The organism is Pseudomonas sp. IT-347P (assembly GCF_949768005.1).
Taxonomy (GTDB): Bacteria; Pseudomonadota; Gammaproteobacteria; order Pseudomonadales; family Pseudomonadaceae; genus Aquipseudomonas.
In genome coordinates this window covers 172337-190035 of sequence record NZ_CATKPQ010000044.1, presented here as the reverse complement: position 1 = coordinate 190035, position 17699 = coordinate 172337, and the positions used below count along the sequence as shown (strand labels likewise).

Genomic DNA, 17699 nt, shown 5'->3' with positions numbered 1-17699 from the left:
GACCGGGCAAAACTAGCACAGAGACGGGGAAATATCCGCCTCTAGCTACCCATTTGGTCAGCTTTATTGCTCTAAATCGGTAAAAAACTGCACAGGTGCCGGCAGGCGCCCCGGTTTTGCCCTACAACCCGCGCCAAAACCAGTGGTTGCGGTACACTGGGCGCTTTTTCGGGGGAGCCTGCCCTCCTCCCTTCCAACAGCCGAGAAGCCCATGCCGATCCGTCATTGCATCGTCCACCTGATCGACAAAAAACCCGACGGCACACCTGCAGTTCTGCACGCCCGCGACACGGAACTGGCCGAGTCTGCAGCCATCGAGAACATGCTCGCCGACCTCAACGAAAGCTATAACGCCAAACAAGGCAAAGCCTGGGGCCTGTTCCATCCGGAATCCGGTGCGTTCCCGTTCAGCGGCTGGCTGAAGGAATACATGGAAGGCAGCAAGGACTTCACCGCGTTCAGCAAAGTCGCCGTCGAGCACCTGCAGAAACTGATGGAAGAGTCGAACCTGTCGGTCGGCGGCCATGTGCTGTTCGCCCACTATCAGCAAGGCATGACCGATTACCTCGCTATCGCATTGCTGCACCACAGCGAAGGCGTGGCGGTGACCGATGAGCTGGACGTGACCCCGTCGCGCCACCTCGACCTCGGCCAATTGCACCTGGCTGCACGCATCAACGTCTCCGAGTGGCAGAACAACAAGCAGTCCAAGCAGTACATCTCATTCATCAAAGGCAAGAACGGCAAAAAGGTTTCGGAGTACTTCCGTGACTTCATCGGCTGCCAGGAAGGCGTCGACGGCCCGGGCGAGACCCGCACGCTGCTCAAGGCCTTCAGCGACTTCGTCGAGAGCGAAGACCTGCCGGAAGACTCTGCCCGCGAGAAAACCAAGACTTTGGTCGATTACGCCAGCAGCCAGGCCAAACTCGGCGAACCGATGGGCCTGGAAGAACTCTCGGAGCTGATCGACGAAGAGCGCCCGAAAGCCTTCTACGATCACATCCGCAACAAGGATTACGGCCTGTCGCCAGAGATTCCGGCAGACAAACGTACCCTGAATCAATTCCGCCGCTTCACCGGCCGCGCCGAAGGCCTGTCGATCAGCTTCGAAGCACATCTGCTGGGTTCGAAGATCGAATATGACGAGGAGAACGGCACCTTGATCATCAAAGGCCTGCCGACTTCGCTGACCGATCAACTGAAGCGCCGCAACTGATGCTCGGCAACGTGCTGAAGAAGGTTCTGCTGGTACTGCTCGTGGTGGTGGTCTATCAGAACTGGGGCAAGATCGAGCGGCTGTTCAATCCGTCACAAATGGTCTCGGAGCAGACGCGGGCGCAGGCCAACGTCGTGCTCTACGCCACCGACTGGTGCGGCTACTGCAAGCAGACCAAGCGCTTTCTCGACAGCAAGGGAATTCCCTTCAAGGAGTTCGATATCGAGAAGGATGCCGAGGCGCGCAAGGCGTATGAGGCATTGGGTGGGCGTGGGATTCCGCTGATCGACGTGAATGGCACGTTGATTCGCGGGTTTGACCCGGACGAGATTCTCGCTGCCCTGAAATAACCTGTAGGAGTGAGCCTGCTCGCGATAGCGGTGTATCAGTCGATAAAACCGCCGATTGACACACCGCTATCGCGAGCAGGCTCACTCCTACAAAACTTTGCATCAGACTTGAGAGATCAGCGGGCTTCGATACGGAAACCAAAACGCGGAAAGTGCACATGCACCACCCCGCCACGCTCGTCTTCACGACGAATGATCAGCTCTTCACTACCGGCAAACAGCAACTCACCCACCACCGGATCAACCCCGTAATCGGTAGCCGAGATCGCCACTCGCTGACCGGCCTTGAAGCCGTTCGGATCAACGAATTGCTCATCCGGCAATGCCGCCGGCGTCGCGTTACGCGCCACCGCAAGCGCCTCTTCCGAGGTCATCTCGCTCGCAGCACCGTGGCCAAAGCCCAGAACCCGACCCAACCAAGCGGAGACAGCCGGATACTCATCCACCAGCGGCGCGGTGACATGAGTGGCCTTGAGGAACCACAGCGGATGCGCCAATGCGAAGTCAGCAATCGACGGTTCACCAAAGAGGAAGTCGCCCTGCTCGCGCTGCAACTGCTGCTCCAGTCGCGCCATGATCGTCGGCCATTGATGCTTGGCTTGTTCGGCGGACAACCGGGTGGCGCTGCCTCCGCTGAACAGCCCGGCACGGTCAGCCAGAAACGCCTTGATCGCTTCCGGCGGCAACTTGCCGAACCGCACGGCTACCGATTCCGGCTGGAACACCAAACTCACGGCGTGTTGAAACACAACCGAATCAACCCAGGTAGCGAAACTGGCAGTCGTCATCTCCTGACCTTCAGGGAAGAACGTCGGCGAAGCTTTTTCTTGCTCCAGTCGACGCGCGATCAGCGACGTGTCGCAATAGATGTCAGCGCCAATCTGCAACACCGGGGTCTTGCGGTAACCGCCAGTCAACGCAGTCAGATCCGGTTTCGGCATCACCGGCGAGATATGCACCGAGCGCCACGATAGACCTTTGAACCCCAGCAGCAGGCGGGCCTTCTCGGCAAATGGAGAGGTCGGGTAATGATGCAGAATCAACTCGGACATACTCGGCTCCGCCGCTCAGATAGTGAGCTGGCAGCTTAGCGTGCATTTGCTTAGCAGCCTACAGATCTGCCTGATAGGAACAGATCAGTCAGATTGATAAGACGCAACCAGACATTCCTTGGCGCTCTTCCTGAGTTTTTTGATCAGCCGTTCCTGACGCAAGGCATCGCTTTTATCGCGGCACAGCTCGGTGTAAACCAGCGCCATCGCCGGGCTGGAGAGGAAGAACCGCGCGCCTTTGCCACTTTGATGCTTGGCGAAACGACGCACCGGGTCGTCGCTGATTCCGCAGTACAACGAGCCATTGGCCGCGCGAACGAGGTAAACGAACCAGGACTTGCTCACGGGCTCGACGACATCGACAGATTTTTCGCTAAGGCTGGTCACTTCGGGATCAAGACGTGTAGGAAACAGGCGACGATCTTATCAGCGACCGGCCTGAAATGCCTTCAGTCCCTTCTGCGCCTGGGCGCGAACGGCGTTGCGCACCAGCGGCGTCCAACCCAGCAGCAGGCCTTTGAAACCCAACGCCTGACGCGACCAGCGCCACAGATCGAAGTGGTCGTGGTGCTCGCAGATCTTGCCCTCACGGAAGACGAAACGAGCCTGAATATCGTTGATCACGATATTGCCGGTCTGGCTGAACAGGTAGGTCGCGACCCAATGTGCGCCGCCGCTGCGATCATCGGCGCGTACATTGTCAAAGGTCAGCGAGAAGTCTTTGGCGCGGCTGGTGAGCATGCGCCACATGTCGCCGGCGTCGCGCCCACGCAGTTCACCGAAGGCCGGATCACTGAACACGACATCGTCGGTGTAGCAGGCGGCCATGGCTTCGGCGTCGAGGCGCTGGAAGGCCTGGTAGAAACGGGTGATCAACGCGGCGTGGGCTTCGCTCATGGGCAAACTCCAAAATAGGTACAGAGTGCCAGCACGATAATCTGCAATGCGCAGAAACACTATCGGCATTCGTAAACCGAATACCACGCAAGATATTAAAGGCGCCCCAAAAACTGTGGGAGCGAGCTTGCTCGCGAAGAGGCCGGCACATGCAACACGATCTGTGCCTGAACCACCGCCTTCGCGAGCAAGCTCGCTCCCACATTGGATATCACTGCCCCCAAAAAAGGGTTACGTGTCAGATCTTCTCGCTTTGCACTTGGACGTACAGTGCACGGCCGGCGCCAAGCCCAGCGATGATCGCACCGGTGCCGATAATGCCAAAAATCCAGCCCACGGCATTCCAGCCACCGGTCCAGTCATGCACCACGCCGACCGCGAACGGCCCCATCGACGCCAGCGTGTAACCGAAACCCTGAGACATGCTCGACAGGTTCGCCGCGACATGGGAATCCCGCGAACGCAGCACGATCAGCGTCAACGCCAGACTGAACGTACCGCCCTGCCCCAGCCCCAGCAGAATCGCCCAGCCCCACAATCCTTCGATCGGCGCATACAGGCAACCAAACAGACCGCCGAGGGTCAGGGCCATGACCACGACGATCGCCAGACGCTGATCCTTGCCGCGCGTCGCCAGCCACGGTGCGGCCAGTGAACTGGCAAGCTGGATGATCACCGAACCGGACAACACCAGACCGGCCTGGGTCGGCGTCAGGCCACGACCAATCAGGATCGACGGCAACCAGCCGAAGACGATGTAGGCCAGCGATGATTGCAGACCCATGTACAAGGTCACCTGCCAGGCCAGCGGATCACGCAGCAGACCGCGCACACGATAGGCCACGTTGTGCGCGCCATGTTTCTGCCCGACTTGCGGCAGCCAGAACACCGCCGCAACCAGCGCCGGAATCACCCAGAACCCCAGGCCCATCGCCCAACTGTGATCGAAGTGCTCACTCAATGGCACGCTGGAACCCGCCGCCATCGCCGCGCCCAGGCACAGCGCCATGGTGTAGACGCCGGTCATGGTGCCGGCGTGTTTGGCAAAGTCGCGCTTGACGATGCCCGGCAGCAACACCCCGACGATGCCGATGCTCGCGCCGCCCAATATGCTGCCAGCGAACAGGCCGATCTCACCAAAGTTGCTGCGCAAAATGATCCCGCCGGCCAGCGTCAGCAGAATCCCCAACACCACCCGCTCGGCGCCGAAACGCCGCGCCAGTATCGGTGCCAGCGGGGCGAACAATCCGAGGCACAGCACCGGCAACGTGGTCAGCAAGCCGGCTTGAGCGGCCGACAAACCGAGGCTTTTCGACACATCGCTAAGCAGCGGCGCCATGCTCGACAGCGCCGGACGCAAATTCAGCGCGACCAGAATCAAGCCCAGCAACAACAGCCATGGCCGGCGCAGCAGCGGATGGCTTTGTTGCACTTGCTCGTCGTCGGCCTCGGCGTCGATCAGCAGTTCTTCAAGTTCTGCGGTGCGTTTGGGGGTTGTGGATATCTCGCTGCGGGACATGGTTTTCTCGGTTTCAAGGTTCATTGATCAACTGTCTCGACAAAGCTTTGGCCCGTTCCGGGTCGCGTTGCTCGACCGCATCGAGCAATTCGATGTGCAAGTCGAACACTTCCTGACGGCGCGGGACGATGTTCAGGGTCTGGCGCAATTGCGCGCCGACGATGCTGGAGAAATAGCGATACAGCTCGCTCAGGGTCGGGTTGTGCGCGGCGTCGACCAATCGGCGGTGGAACACCAGATCGCAGGCGATATAGGTGTCGAGATCGCCGTGGTAGTGACTGCCGCTGGTGCCGAGCGCTTCACGCAAGGCGACCAGGTCCTCGTCAGTGCGACGCAACGCTGCCAGGCCGATGGCCTCGACTTCGAGGATGTGCCGGGTTTCCCTTGCCTGATCGAGCGAGCAGCGCGACAAGGCTTTCAGCGTGTCGAGCGGATCGACCACCGCGCGCAAGTAACTGCCATCGCCCTGGCGAATCTCGATCAGTCCGGAAAACGCCAGCACGCGCATGGCTTCGCGCACGGTGTTGCGGCTGATGCCCAGCTCTGCGCACAGCTCCGGTTCGGTCGGCAACCGCTCGCCAACCTTCCAGGTACCGCTGTTGATGCGCTGACGGAGTTGATCCAAGGCCTGATCGACCAGTGATCGTTTGATTAGTGGAGAAATGTCTGACATAGAACTCGCCCTTTCATCCAATCATAGGATGAATTTTCTGACATGTTAGTCAGACCCGTGTAGGACGGCAACCACCTAGGGTCAATCGGAGACACATGGAGCGGCATTTTCGATTGGTCAAAATTACCCTTTAAGGGTAATTTCAGGGACAGGGTTTTGGTTTCTTATGGAGAAGAACACACCCCATTACGACTTGGCGGTGATCAAGCGGAAGTCAGACGACTTGGCTGACAAGCTTTCACCAAGACCGCGGAAAAAACCGGTCTCGATCTCGGTTTTAGCTTCATAGAAATGCAGGAGATCGTTTTCGAGTTGCAGAACTGGATGTTGTACAAATCGATGACCACCTATGACGATCATCGAGTCTGGCAGGACGTGTATCACATCAACTCAAAAGGCCTGGAGATTTACATCAAGGTGACATACCGCCCTGCCGGCGGCGCACCGGTAATCTCCTTCAAGGAGAAAAACCCATGAAAACCCGGCAATGTTTCAGCTGTGGTGCCCGTGAGGGAATGAGGCATTTCGAGGGTCGCGGTGAGACCCTGAGTGTCAAAGGCATGGAGCGCCGCGTAGATGATCTTGCTGGCTGGGAATGCCGGCAGTGCGGGGAAGTCGAGTGGGACGACAGCACCGATAGCGCTGATCGTTACACGGAAGCGGGCGATGAACTGGTCATCGCTGCCCGGCAAATGATCGGTTCCGAGATGAAGCGCATCCGGCGCAAATTGCACCTAACGCAAAAAGAGACGGTGCAACTGCTGTCAGGTGGAGGCCACAACGCATTTTCAAGGTACGAACGAGGCGAACTGCTGCCGCCAAAGGCGTTGATGCTTTTGATGCGGTTGCTGGATCGTTACCCGCACTTGCTTGCCGATGCGAAAGTCTTGGCCGAAGGGGCTGACTTGAGAGGTGCGTTCAAGTACACCATCCACAAAGAACACGAAACCCTGACCGTATCCTGACCCACAAAAAAACAAACCCGGCACAAGGCCGGGTTAGTTTTTTACCCACAAACCATCAATGCAAAATCTGACTCAAGAACAACTTCGTCCGCTCATTCTGCGGATTATCGAAGAAGTCATTCGGCGATGCCTGTTCTACGATTTCGCCCTTGTCCATGAAGATCACGCGATTGGCCACGGTACGGGCAAAGCCCATTTCGTGGGTCACGCAGAGCATGGTCATGCCGTCTTCCGCCAGACCGATCATGGTGTCGAGTACTTCCTTCACCATCTCCGGATCGAGCGCTGAAGTCGGTTCATCGAACAGCATGATTTTCGGCTTCATGCACAACGCGCGGGCAATCGCCACACGCTGTTGCTGACCGCCAGACAGTTGCCCCGGGAATTTGTGCGCCTGCTCCGGAATGCGTACGCGCTCCAGATAATGCATGGCGATTTCCTCTGCCTTGCGCTTGGGCATCTTGCGCACCCACATTGGCGCCAGGGTGCAGTTCTGCAGAATGGTCAGGTGCGGGAACAGGTTGAAGTGCTGGAACACCATGCCGACTTCGCGGCGGATCGCTTCGATCTGCTTGAGGTCGTTGGTCAGTTCCACGCCATCGACGACGATGCGGCCCTGCTGGTGTTCTTCCAGACGATTGAGGCAGCGAATCGTCGTCGATTTGCCGGAACCCGACGGGCCGCACAGGACGATCCGTTCGCCCTGCTTGACGTTGAGGTTGATGTCTTTGAGCACGTGGAACTGGCCGTACCACTTGTTGACGCCCTGCATCTGAATAATGCCTTCAGGACCTGCAGGCTTTTTGATTGCTTCACTCATTACAGAACTCCTAACGCTTGTGGCCAGTGTCGAGCTTGCGTTCCAGATGCATGGAATAGCGCGACATACCAAAACAGAAAATCCAGAACACCAGGGCGGCGAACACGTAGCCTTCGGTGGCCATGCCCAGCCATTTCGGATCGGCAGCGGCTTGCTTGACGCTGTTGAGCAGGTCAAAGAGGCCGATAATGATCACCAGACTGGTGTCCTTGAACAGCGCGATGAAGGTGTTGACGATGCCGGGGATCACCAGCTTCAGGGCTTGCGGCAGAATCACCAGGCCCATCGAACGCCAGTAACCGAGGCCCATCGCTGCGGCGGCTTCGTACTGCCCTTTGGGGATCGCTTGCAGACCGCCACGCACCACTTCGGCGACATAGGCCGACTGGAACAGGATCACGCCAATCAGCGCCCGCAGCAGTTTGTCGAAGTTCATGCCTTCGGGCAGGAACAGCGGCAGCATCACCGAGGACATGAACAGCACCGTGATTAACGGCACGCCGCGCCAGAACTCGATAAAGGTCACGCAGACCACACGAATCGCCGGCATGTTCGAACGACGGCCCAGCGCCAGCACAATCCCCAGCGGCAAGGCACCGGCGATACCGACGGTGGCGATGACCAGGGTCAGCATCAGGCCGCCCCACTGGCTGGTCGCCACGGTGCTCAGACCGAAACCGCCGTGCAGCAGGATGTAGGCGATGATCGGGTACACCACCAGGAAGCTCAGCCCGTACACCGCTTTACGCGGGAAGCGCGAGATGAACAGGGGCGCTACACCGATCACCGCCAGCCACACGGTCAGGTCCACGCGCCAGCGCAGTTCCGTCGGGTAGTAACCGTACATGAACTGGCCGAAACGCTGCTGAATGAACACCCAGCAGGCGCCGTCCTTGGTGCAGTCGGCGCGGGTGGTGCCGACCCAGTTGGCATCGACGATGGCCCAACTGAGGATCGGTGGCACCACGAGGTAGATCAGGTAGAACGCAAACAGGGTCAGCAAGGTGTTGAGCCAGCTGGAGAACATGTTCGCGCGCATCCACGCCACCACGCCGATACTGCTGTTCGGTGGGGGCATATCAGGTTTGAAAGTATGAGTACTCATGCGCTTTTCCTTACCGCTCGATCAGCGCAATGCGCTTGTTGTACCAGTTCATCAGCAGGGAAATGCTGATACTGATCGCCAGGTACACGCTCATGGTGATGGCAATCACCTCGATCGCCTGACCGGTCTGGTTGAGCACGGTGCCGGCGAACAGCGAAACCATTTCCGGGTAACCGATACCGGCCGCCAGCGAAGAGTTTTTCGCCAGGTTGAGGTATTGGCTGGTCAGCGGCGGAATGATCACGCGCAGGGCTTGCGGAATGATCACTTTGCGCAGGGTCGGGCCGTTGCGCAGGCCGAGGGAACGCGCGGCTTCGGTCTGGCCGTGGCTGACCGACTTGATCCCCGAACGCACGATCTCGGCGATGAACGCCGCGGTGTACACGGTCAAGGCCAGGGTCAACGCGAGCAGTTCCGGGATCAGCACCCAGCCGCCAACAAAGTTGAAGCCTTTAAGCTCGGGCATTTCCCAATGCAGCGGAGCGCCGAAGATCAGTGCGCACAAGGTCGGGATCACCAGCAGAATTGCCAGACCGACCCAGAACTTGTGAAACGGCACGCCGGTTTCTTCAAAGCGTTTGTTGGCCCAGCGGGTCATCAGCACGATGCCGAGAATGGCCACCACAATGCTGATCACGAACGCCCAGAAACCATCAGCCGCCAGTGCGGCCGGCATGTTCAGGCCACGGCTGCTGACGAAGAAGGTGTCGCCGAAGTTATGGCTGTTGCGCGGCCCCGGCATGGTCAGGAACACCGCGAAGTACCAGAACAGGATTTGCAGCAGCGGCGGAATGTTGCGGAACACTTCCACATACACGGTCGCCAGTTTGCTGATGATCCAGTTCTGCGACAGCCGCGCCACACCGATGATGAACCCGAGGATCGTCGCCAGAACCACGCCGATCACGGTCACCAACAGGGTATTGAGAAGACCGATGACAAAGACGCGGGCATAGCTGTCCGCTTCGGTGTAGTCGATCAGGTGTTGAGCGATGCCGAATCCGGCACTGCGCTCCAGAAAGCCGAAACCGGAGGTAATGCCCCGGTGCTGAAGGTTGGTTTGCGTGTTGTCGAACAAGTACCAGCCCAGCGAGACCACCGCCACAACGGTGATGATCTGGAATAGCCACGCACGCACTCGTGGATCGCTGAGGCTGAGCCTCTGCTTTGGTGCGCCGATTGAATTTTGCATGAAGTGCCCCGGAAAAAATGGAACAAGAACATCACCCGGCGGTTGGCCCGCCGGGTGATAGAACCATTAGCGCACTGGTGGTGCGTACTGAATGCCGCCGTTGTTCCACAGGGCGTTCAAGCCGCGGTCGATTTCCAGCGGAGTGCTCTTGCCGAGGTTTTTCTCGAAGATTTCGCCGTAGTTACCGACTTGTTTGACGATCTGCACAACCCAGTCTTTCGGCAGTTTCAGGTCTTTGCCGTACTCGCCGTCAGCGCCGAGCATACGGGCAACGTCCGGGTTCTTGGTCGACTTGGCTTCAGCTTCGACGTTCTTCGAAGTGATGCCGGCTTCTTCGGTGTTGAGCAGCGCGTAGCCAACCCAACGGACGATGGCTAGCCACTCGTCGTCGCCGTTACGTACGACCGGGCCCAGTGGTTCTTTGGAAATGGTTTCCGGCAGAACCACGTAGTCCTTCGGCGATGCCAGCTTGGAGCGCTGGGCGAACAGTTGGGACTTGTCGGAGGTCAGCACGTCGCAACGACCGGATTCCAGCGATTTGGCGCTTTCATCGGAGGTGTCGAAAGTGATCGGGGTGTATTTCAGACCGTTGCCGCGGAAGTAGTCGGAAACGTTCAGCTCGGTGGTGGTACCGGCCTGGATGCAGATGGTTGCACCGTCCAGCTCTTTGGCACTCTTGACGCCCAGCTTGTTGTTCACCAGGAAGCCGATGCCGTCGTAGTAGGTAATGAAGCCCGGGAATTTCAGGCCCATGCCCGCGTCACGGGAGCTGGTCATGGTGGTGTTACGCGACAGGATGTCGATCTCGCCCGATTGCAGCGCAGTGAAGCGCTCCTTGGCGTTCAACTGACTGAACTTGACCTTGGTCGCGTCGCCGAATACGGCAGCGGCCACAGCGCGGCAGACGTCAGCGTCGATCCCGAGGATCTTGCCGGTTGCGTCCGGTACCGAGAAGCCCGGCAGACCGTCGCTTACGCCACACTGCACGAAACCTTTCTTCTGCACGGCATCCAGGGTTGCACCCGCCTGAGCGAACCCGCTGACGCCGAGAACTGTTGCTGCAGTCACGATCGCCAGAGTGGATTTCAACATCTTCATTCAAACCTCCAGTTTTGCTCTTGTTGTGTCGGAGCTTGAGTCCAGTCGCACCCTTTTGAGGCGTTGTTGACCCGTGTTGGCTTTTTTTGGGGTCAACCGACGTAAGACCTTCGCTATGAGTCTAGTAGGAGAAAATCCACATCATGGACAACTCACTTCTCACCAATCGGCCGAACGGGCTGTAGCCCTTTCACGTTCGCTAAGCCCGTAGCGGCCATTGGCGAACATCCATCACCGGATTCTTTGCAATCCCGTCGCGGGTCGTACACTGATAGTGTTACCGCCCACGCAAGATCGGTTGCACGGTTCAAGCCATAGCAAAGCCCGTACCACACCGCTCGCCGAATCGTTTCGGCGACAGGTCAATAGCAAAACTTGTAACCTTGCGACATCTTCTTAACGGATCCACCGGACGCGCACTCGAATCACGCACTTAATGAGAGCGGCCGCACATTTTTGGAGCAGACATGACCGAGCCCTTGATTCTTCAGCCTGTTAAGCCCGCAGACGCCTGCGTGATCTGGCTGCACGGCCTCGGCGCCGATCGCTACGATTTCCTGCCGGTGGCAGAAGCGTTGCAGGAAAGCCTGTTGAGCACGCGCTTCGTACTACCGCAGGCGCCGACCCTTCCAGTGACGATAAATGGCGGATATGCCATGCCGAGCTGGTACGACATCAAAGCCATGAGCCCGGCCCGCGCGATTGACCGTGAGCAGTTGGAAGCGTCGGCGGATCGCGTCATTGAATTGATCGAAAACGAGCGCGCCAGCGGAATAGACGCCTCGCGGATTGTCCTCGCCGGGTTTTCCCAGGGTGGCGCGGTGGTGTTGCACAGCGCATTTGTGAAATGGCAAGGGCCGTTGGGCGGTGTGCTGGCGCTGTCGACGTATGCGCCGACGTTCACTGACGAGATGGAGCTTTCCGCCAGTCAGCAGCGGATTCCCGCACTGTGTCTGCACGGCCAGTTCGATGGCGTGGTGCAGAACTCGATGGGCCGCAGTGCTTACGAGCATTTAAAGAAGCATGGTGTCACGGTGACATGGCAGGAATACCCAATGGAGCACGAAGTGTTACCTGAAGAGATTCGCGACATCGGTGTCTGGTTGAGTGAACGCCTGCGCTAAACGTCGAGTTTAAAATCGCCCATTGATCCCTCCTACTACGCCGCGCCCGTTTCTTGCATTACACTGGCCGGCGTACATTCCTTAACCAATTGATGAGATGACCGTGCTCAAAGCACTCAAGAAAATGTTCGGTAAAAGCGAGGCTGAGCAGCTCGCGCCAGTTCCCAGTGCGCCGTCGCACGCCCCCGGTCATCGCACCGATGCGCCACAGGCCGACCGCCCCGCTCCCGTAGCGGCACCGAAGCAAGCACCGCAACCTGCACCGGCCGCGCCCATCGCCGCCGAACCCGCCCGCAGCGAAGCGCCGAAACCGGCCAGACCGCGCCGCGAACCGAAGCCCAAGGCACCGGTGATTCCGTGGAAACTCGAAGATTTCGTCGTCGAGCCACAGGAAGGCAAAACCCGCTTCCACGATTTCAAGCTGTCTCCAGAACTGATGCACGCCATCCAGGATCTGGGTTTTCCGTATTGCACGCCGATCCAGGCGCAGGTGCTGGGTTACACCCTCGCCGGCAAAGACGCGATTGGCCGTGCGCAAACGGGCACCGGCAAGACCGCCGCGTTCCTGATCTCGATCATCACCCAGCTGCTGCAAACACCGCCGCCGAAAGAACGCTACATGGGCGAACCCCGTGCGCTGATCATCGCGCCGACCCGTGAGCTGGTGGTGCAGATCGCCAAGGACGCTGCCGATCTGACCAAGTACACCGGCCTCAACGTCATGACGTTCGTTGGTGGCATGGACTTCGACAAGCAGCTCAAGCACCTCGAAGCGCGCCACTGCGACATCCTCGTCGCCACACCGGGCCGCTTGCTCGACTTCAACCAGCGCGGCGACGTGCACCTGGACATGGTCGAAGTGATGGTGCTGGACGAAGCCGACCGCATGCTCGACATGGGTTTCATCCCGCAGGTACGCCAGATCATTCGTCAGACGCCACCGAAGTCCGAGCGCCAGACCCTGCTGTTCTCCGCGACCTTCACCGAAGACGTGATGAACCTCGCCAAGCAGTGGACCACCGACCCTGCCATCGTCGAAATCGAAGTCACCAACGTGGCCAACGAAAACGTCGAGCAGCACATTTATGCGGTGGCAGGTGCCGACAAATACAAACTGCTCTACAACCTGGTCAACGATAACGGCTGGGAGCGCGTGATCGTGTTTGCCAATCGCAAGGATGAAGTGCGTCGCATCGAAGAGCGTCTGGTGCGCGACGGCATCAACGCCGCGCAACTCTCCGGCGATGTGCCGCAGCACAAACGCATCAAGACCCTGGAAGGTTTCCGCGAAGGCAAGATTCGCGTGCTGGTTGCCACTGACGTGGCTGGTCGCGGCATCCACATCGACGGCATCAGCCACGTGATCAACTTCACCCTGCCGGAAGTCCCTGACGACTACGTGCACCGCATCGGCCGTACCGGTCGCGCTGGCGCCGATGGTGTGTCGATCAGCTTTGCCGGTGAGGACGACTCCTACCAGTTGCCATCCATCGAAGAGAAGCTCGGTCGCAAGATCAGCTGTGAAACGCCGCCGACGCATCTATTGCGTGCGGTTGAGCGCAAGCGTCCGCAGTAGGTGACGTAAAACAGAGAAGCGCAGCCGGCAACGGACTGCGCTTTTTTTTCGCCCGTATTTTCAACAGGCCCTTGCCCGACAAAACCAAAAGTCCATAATAGACAAACAAGTATATTTCTCCTCTTCGGAGCCTGACATGTCCAGTACGCCCTACGTGATCGACCAAGCCCAGGCCCGTGCGCTGCTGGCGCGCGTTGATGTGCCGGAAATCCTGCGCAAACTGTTTCGCGACCTCGCGGCCGGCAACGCCGTACAACCGGCACAGCAACTGGTGGCGTTTCCGCAGGGGGCCGGCGATTTCATCAACTATCTGGGCGTACTGGCCGAGGACGGCGTGTACGGAGTGAAAACCTCGCCGTACATCGTTCGCGAGCAAGGTGCGCTGGTGACGGCATGGACGCTGTTGATGTCGATGAAGACCGGTCAACCGCTGCTGCTCTGCGATGCTGGTGAACTGACCACCGCGCGCACCGCCGCAACCACAGCCGTGGCCGTCGACGCCCTCGCACCGGCGAATGCCAGCCGCCTGGCGATCATCGGCAGCGGCAAGGTTGCGCAGGCGCATCTGCACTACGTCAAAGGTCTGCGCGACTGGCAGAGCATCAGCGTGTATTCACCGTCCCTGTTCGAAGATTCTGCAACTCAGGCAGCATTGCAAGCCATCGCGCCCGATCTGCAGTTTGCTGGTAGCCGCGAAGCGGCGATTGCTGATGCCGACGTCATCATGCTGTGCACCTCGTCCGCTGGCCCGGTGATCGATCCCGCTGAGCTGAGCAAACCGGCGCTGATCACCTCGATCAGCACCAACGCCCCGCGCGCCCACGAAGTCCCGCCGCAGCGCCTCAACGACATGCAAGTGTTCTGCGACTATCGTCTGACCACGCCGGGTTCGGCGGGTGAGATGCTGATTGCGGCTGAGCAACATGGTTGGAACCAGGATTCGATTGTGGGTGACCTCGCCGACCTGCTCAGCGAGAAAGTGCAGCGCCCCGATTACGACCGACACATGTTTTTCCGTTCAATCGGCCTAGGGCTGGAAGACATCGCCCTCGCCAATGCGATTTATCACTTGACTCACTAACACCACAAATCCCCCTGTGGGAGCGGGCTTGCTCGCTCCCACCAGGGGATCAGCGTATTTTCCGATATTGCGTACAGACTGGAGACCTTCATGAGCCAGGCAGATTTCATCATCATCGGCGGCGGGATTGCCGGCGCTTCCACCGGTTTCTGGCTGTCGCCGCATGGCAAAGTGATCGTACTCGAACGTGAATCCCACCCGGCCTATCACTCCACCGGGCGCTCCGCCGCGCTGTTCACCGCCGCGTACGGCACACCGCAAGTACGCGCGCTGACCCAGGCCAGCCGGGCTTTTTTCGACAACCCGCCGGCCGGTTTCTGCGAACACCCACTGCTCACCCCGCGCGGCGAAATGACTGTGGATTTCACCGGTGACGCCGCTGAACTGAACAACCAATACCTCAGCGCCAAAGCCACCGTGTCTGAAATGCAACTGCTCAGCGCCGACGAAGCCTGCGCGCGACTGCCGATCCTGCGCCGGGAAAAAGTCCACGGCGCGATCTACGACCCGAGCGCCAGCGACATCGACACCGACGCCCTGCATCAGGGCTACCTGCGCGGCATCCGCCGCAACAACGGTGAAGTCCATACCGATTGCGAAGTACTTGGCCTGCGTCGCGACGCCGATGGCCTCTGGCACGTGCAAACCAACGGGCAGACTTTCAGCGCGCCAGTGATCATCAACGCCGCCGGCGCCTGGGCCGACAAGATCGGTGCATTGGCTGGCGCCAGGCCGCTGGGCCTGCAACCAAAACGTCGCGCCGCGTTCATTTTCGCCGGCCCCGAGGGCGTGGATATCCATCACTGGCCGATGCTGGTCAGCCTCGACGAATCCTTCTATATGAAGCCCGACGCTGGCATGTTCCTCGGTTCGCCGGCCAACGCCGACCCGGTCGAACCTCATGATGTGCAGCCGGAAGAACTGGACATTGCCATGGGCATCTACCAGATCGAAGAGGCGACGACGCTAACGATCCGCCGGCCGACGCGCACTTGGGCCGGCCTGCGCAGCTTCGTTGCCGACGGCGATTTGCTCAGCGGTTTCGATCAACAGGTACCGGGGCTGTTCTGGGTGGCGGCGCAGGGTGGATACGGCATCCAGACGTCGCCGGCGATGGGCCAGGCCAGCGCGGCGTTAGTACGCGGTGAACCCCTGCCCGATCATCTGCAGCAGTTCGGCCTGAGCGCCGCCATGCTTTCCCCCGCCCGCCTCGTCTGATCGTCCCTGCGGATGACGCGCCCAACGGATTGCGGCACACTCGCAACGCCTCCTGATCACGGGGGCGTTGACGCTGCCTGGAGCTCCACTGTCATGACTGCCCCTGAATTCGACCCGGCGCTGGATAACTTCCGTGCCGTCGCCGACGCCATCGCCACGCTGTTCTTTCCCCACGCCGAAGTGGTACTGCACGACCTGCGCACGCAAAAGGTCGACTACATCGCCAACAACCTGTCCAAACGCGAGATCGGCGACGACTCGTCACTGGAGGACATGCTCAGCGAGGATGTCAGCGACCGCAATATCGGCCCGTACGAAAAGCTCAATTGGGATGGCCAGAAAATTCGCAGCCTGAGCACCGTGCTGCGCGATGGCGAAGGCCGGCCCCTGGCGGTGCTGTGCATCAACCTGAATATTTCGCTGTTCGAGAATGCCAAGGCGGCGCTGGACCTGTTCCTCTCGCCGAGCAAACTGATTCCGCAACCGGACTCATTGTTTCGCGATGACTGGCAGGAACGCATCAACACCTTCCTCCACGCCTGGCTGCGCGAGCGGCAGTTGAGCCTGAATCTGCTGACCCGCGATCACAAGCGCGAACTGGTGCTGGCGTTGCACGCCGAAGGCGCATTCAAGGGCAAGAGTGCGTCGAATTATGTAGCCAATGTGCTGAACATGGGGCGGGCGACGGTGTACAAGCATTTGAAGGAATTGAAGGGCTAGAGATTTGCGGTGATTTCTCTGACGCCATCGCGAGCAGGCTCACTCCTACAGGAGAACGCATTCCAAATGTAGGAGTGAGCCTGCTCGCGATAGCGGACTATCAGTCGCCGTAGATGTCGGACTTGAAATACTTCTCGGAAATCTTCTGGTACTCGCCACTCGCGCGAATGCCATCAATGGCGCTGTTCAACTGGCTGACCAGCTCGGCATTGCCCTTGCGCACCGCAATCCCCGCACCCTCGCCCACGTACTTGGGATCCTTCAACTCAGGTCCGACAAACGCGTAACCCTTGCCACGCGGCATCGACAAAAAGTCGTTCAACGGAATGGTGTCGGCAAAAATCGCATCGAGACGCCCCGCCGCCAGGTCCATGTAGATCTCTTCGTTGTTGCTGTAGCGCTTGACGTTGATGCCCTTCGGTTCAAACACTTCGGTGGCATAACGATCAGTGGTGGTCGCGCGCTGCACGCCGACGTTCTTGCCCTTGAGGCTGGCGTATTGATCGTCGACCGTGGCGCCTTCCTTCATCACCAGTCGCGACGAGGTGAAGTAGTACTTGTGGGTGAAATCCACCGATTTCTTGCGGTCTTCGTTGATGGTCATCGATGACAGCGCCATGTCGATCTTCTTCACTTTCAGCGAGGGAATCAGGCCATCGAACTCACCTTCGACCCATACACACTTGACCTTCATCTGCGCGCACAGGGCATTGCCGATGTCGTAGTCGAAACCGACGATTTCGCCCTTGTCGGTTTTCGAGGCGAATGGCGGGTAAGCGGCTTCAATGCCAATGCGCAGGGTTTGCTCAGCGGCGAACACGCTGGCAGAGGCCAACAGGCTGAGGGCCAGACCGGTGATGAGGGGGAATTTCTTCATGTTCGTTCTCTCGCGGGTTGTTGTTGGTTTGGCAAGATGAAGAAGAGCGGCTGGCAGCGGGGAGCTACAAGCGGCAAGACTGAAGCTGTTTTTTGTACTTGGAAATCCATATTGGACTTATAGGTACAAGCCGTCAATCGGCGAGAAGAGAGTGTCTGCGAGGTTTTTGCTGTTGCAGATGGCCTCATCGCGAGCAAGCTCGCTCCCACATTGGAT

The 17699-nt window shown here is 59.1% G+C and carries 18 protein-coding genes and 1 pseudogene; 9 read left to right on the top strand and 10 right to left on the bottom strand.

Features of this window, described 5'->3' with window-relative positions:
- Positions 1–211: 211 nt before the first annotated feature.
- Together yejK and ACM6IV_RS17150 are read left to right on the top strand one after the other, a co-directional pair.
- On the top strand, positions 212–1216 hold the full coding sequence (gene yejK / locus ACM6IV_RS17155; RefSeq protein WP_414870901.1) for a nucleoid-associated protein YejK: 1005 nt from the start codon (positions 212–214) through the stop codon (positions 1214–1216).
- On the top strand, positions 1216–1566 hold the full coding sequence (locus tag ACM6IV_RS17150; RefSeq protein WP_414870900.1) for a glutaredoxin family protein: 351 nt from the start codon (positions 1216–1218) through the stop codon (positions 1564–1566). The genes yejK and ACM6IV_RS17150 overlap by 1 nt, the downstream gene beginning before the upstream one ends.
- 116 nt (positions 1567–1682) lie before the next feature.
- Here the strand turns inward: ACM6IV_RS17150 and ACM6IV_RS17145 are convergent, their stop codons facing one another.
- The 5 genes from ACM6IV_RS17145 to ACM6IV_RS17125 form a co-directional block, all read right to left on the bottom strand.
- Entirely contained in the window at positions 1683–2618 is a 936-nt protein-coding gene (locus ACM6IV_RS17145) for a glutathione S-transferase family protein (protein WP_414870899.1), read from the bottom strand.
- Between the two features lie 84 nt (positions 2619–2702).
- Positions 2703–3005 carry a GIY-YIG nuclease family protein gene (locus ACM6IV_RS17140; RefSeq protein WP_150617209.1) on the bottom strand — a complete coding sequence of 101 codons (303 nt, stop codon included), beginning with the start codon at positions 3003–3005 and terminating at the stop codon, positions 2703–2705.
- 39 nt (positions 3006–3044) lie between these two features.
- Positions 3045–3515 carry a nuclear transport factor 2 family protein gene (locus ACM6IV_RS17135; protein ID WP_414870898.1) on the bottom strand — a complete coding sequence of 157 codons (471 nt, stop codon included), beginning with the start codon at positions 3513–3515 and terminating at the stop codon, positions 3045–3047.
- 238 nt (positions 3516–3753) lie between these two features.
- Positions 3754–5058, bottom strand: a complete 1305-nt coding sequence (locus ACM6IV_RS17130) for a CynX/NimT family MFS transporter (protein ID WP_414870897.1) — start codon at positions 5056–5058, stop codon at positions 3754–3756.
- The gene (locus ACM6IV_RS17125; protein ID WP_414870896.1) at positions 5048–5707 is read right to left on the bottom strand and encodes a FadR/GntR family transcriptional regulator; all 660 of its coding nucleotides are present in this window, start codon (positions 5705–5707) and stop codon (positions 5048–5050) included. The genes ACM6IV_RS17130 and ACM6IV_RS17125 overlap by 11 nt, the downstream gene beginning before the upstream one ends.
- Positions 5708–5873: 166 nt before the next feature.
- Here ACM6IV_RS17125 and ACM6IV_RS17120 point away from each other — a divergent pair.
- Together ACM6IV_RS17120 and ACM6IV_RS17115 are read left to right on the top strand one after the other, a co-directional pair.
- Positions 5874–6184: pseudogene (locus ACM6IV_RS17120) on the top strand (type II toxin-antitoxin system MqsR family toxin).
- Positions 6181–6672, top strand: a complete 492-nt coding sequence (locus tag ACM6IV_RS17115) for a type II TA system antitoxin MqsA family protein (protein WP_414870895.1) — start codon at positions 6181–6183, stop codon at positions 6670–6672. The pseudogene ACM6IV_RS17120 and the gene ACM6IV_RS17115 overlap by 4 nt, the downstream one beginning before the upstream one ends.
- Positions 6673–6727: 55 nt before the next feature.
- Here the strand turns inward: ACM6IV_RS17115 and ACM6IV_RS17110 are convergent, their stop codons facing one another.
- From ACM6IV_RS17110 to ACM6IV_RS17095, 4 genes are all read right to left on the bottom strand, one after another.
- The gene (locus ACM6IV_RS17110) at positions 6728–7492 is read right to left on the bottom strand and encodes an amino acid ABC transporter ATP-binding protein (RefSeq protein ID WP_414870894.1); all 765 of its coding nucleotides are present in this window, start codon (positions 7490–7492) and stop codon (positions 6728–6730) included.
- A 10-nt stretch (positions 7493–7502) separates the two neighbouring features.
- Positions 7503–8597, bottom strand: coding sequence for an amino acid ABC transporter permease (locus ACM6IV_RS17105; protein WP_414870893.1), 1095 nt, complete (start codon positions 8595–8597; stop codon positions 7503–7505).
- A gap of 10 nt (positions 8598–8607) precedes the next feature.
- On the bottom strand, positions 8608–9789 hold the full coding sequence (locus ACM6IV_RS17100) for an amino acid ABC transporter permease (protein WP_414870892.1): 1182 nt from the start codon (positions 9787–9789) through the stop codon (positions 8608–8610).
- 66 nt (positions 9790–9855) lie between these two features.
- The gene (locus tag ACM6IV_RS17095; RefSeq protein ID WP_007914328.1) at positions 9856–10887 is read right to left on the bottom strand and encodes an amino acid ABC transporter substrate-binding protein; all 1032 of its coding nucleotides are present in this window, start codon (positions 10885–10887) and stop codon (positions 9856–9858) included.
- A gap of 467 nt (positions 10888–11354) precedes the next feature.
- On the opposite strand from ACM6IV_RS17095, the gene ACM6IV_RS17090 reads away from it, so the two are divergent.
- The 5 genes from ACM6IV_RS17090 to ACM6IV_RS17070 all read left to right on the top strand — a co-directional run bounded on the left by ACM6IV_RS17090 (position 11355) and on the right by ACM6IV_RS17070 (position 16606).
- Complete coding sequence (locus tag ACM6IV_RS17090) at positions 11355–12011, top strand: alpha/beta hydrolase (protein WP_414870891.1); 657 nt, start codon at positions 11355–11357, stop codon at positions 12009–12011.
- 97 nt (positions 12012–12108) lie between these two features.
- A complete protein-coding gene (gene rhlB / locus ACM6IV_RS17085; protein WP_414870890.1) occupies positions 12109–13587 on the top strand; it encodes an ATP-dependent RNA helicase RhlB in 1479 nt (492 codons plus the stop codon).
- 136 nt (positions 13588–13723) lie between these two features.
- Positions 13724–14668: an ornithine cyclodeaminase family protein gene (locus ACM6IV_RS17080; RefSeq protein ID WP_414870889.1), complete on the top strand. Its 945-nt coding sequence runs from the start codon at positions 13724–13726 to the stop codon at positions 14666–14668.
- 90 nt (positions 14669–14758) lie between these two features.
- Positions 14759–15886, top strand: coding sequence for an NAD(P)/FAD-dependent oxidoreductase (locus tag ACM6IV_RS17075; protein WP_414870888.1), 1128 nt, complete (start codon positions 14759–14761; stop codon positions 15884–15886).
- Positions 15887–15979: 93 nt separating this feature from the next.
- Positions 15980–16606: a helix-turn-helix transcriptional regulator gene (locus ACM6IV_RS17070; protein ID WP_414870887.1), complete on the top strand. Its 627-nt coding sequence runs from the start codon at positions 15980–15982 to the stop codon at positions 16604–16606.
- A gap of 100 nt (positions 16607–16706) precedes the next feature.
- Here ACM6IV_RS17070 and ACM6IV_RS17065 read toward each other — a convergent pair whose 3' ends face one another.
- Positions 16707–17483 (bottom strand): ABC transporter substrate-binding protein, encoded by a 777-nt coding sequence (locus tag ACM6IV_RS17065; RefSeq protein WP_414870886.1) that lies wholly within the window; start codon positions 17481–17483, stop codon positions 16707–16709.
- Between the last annotated feature and the right edge of the window lie 216 nt (positions 17484–17699).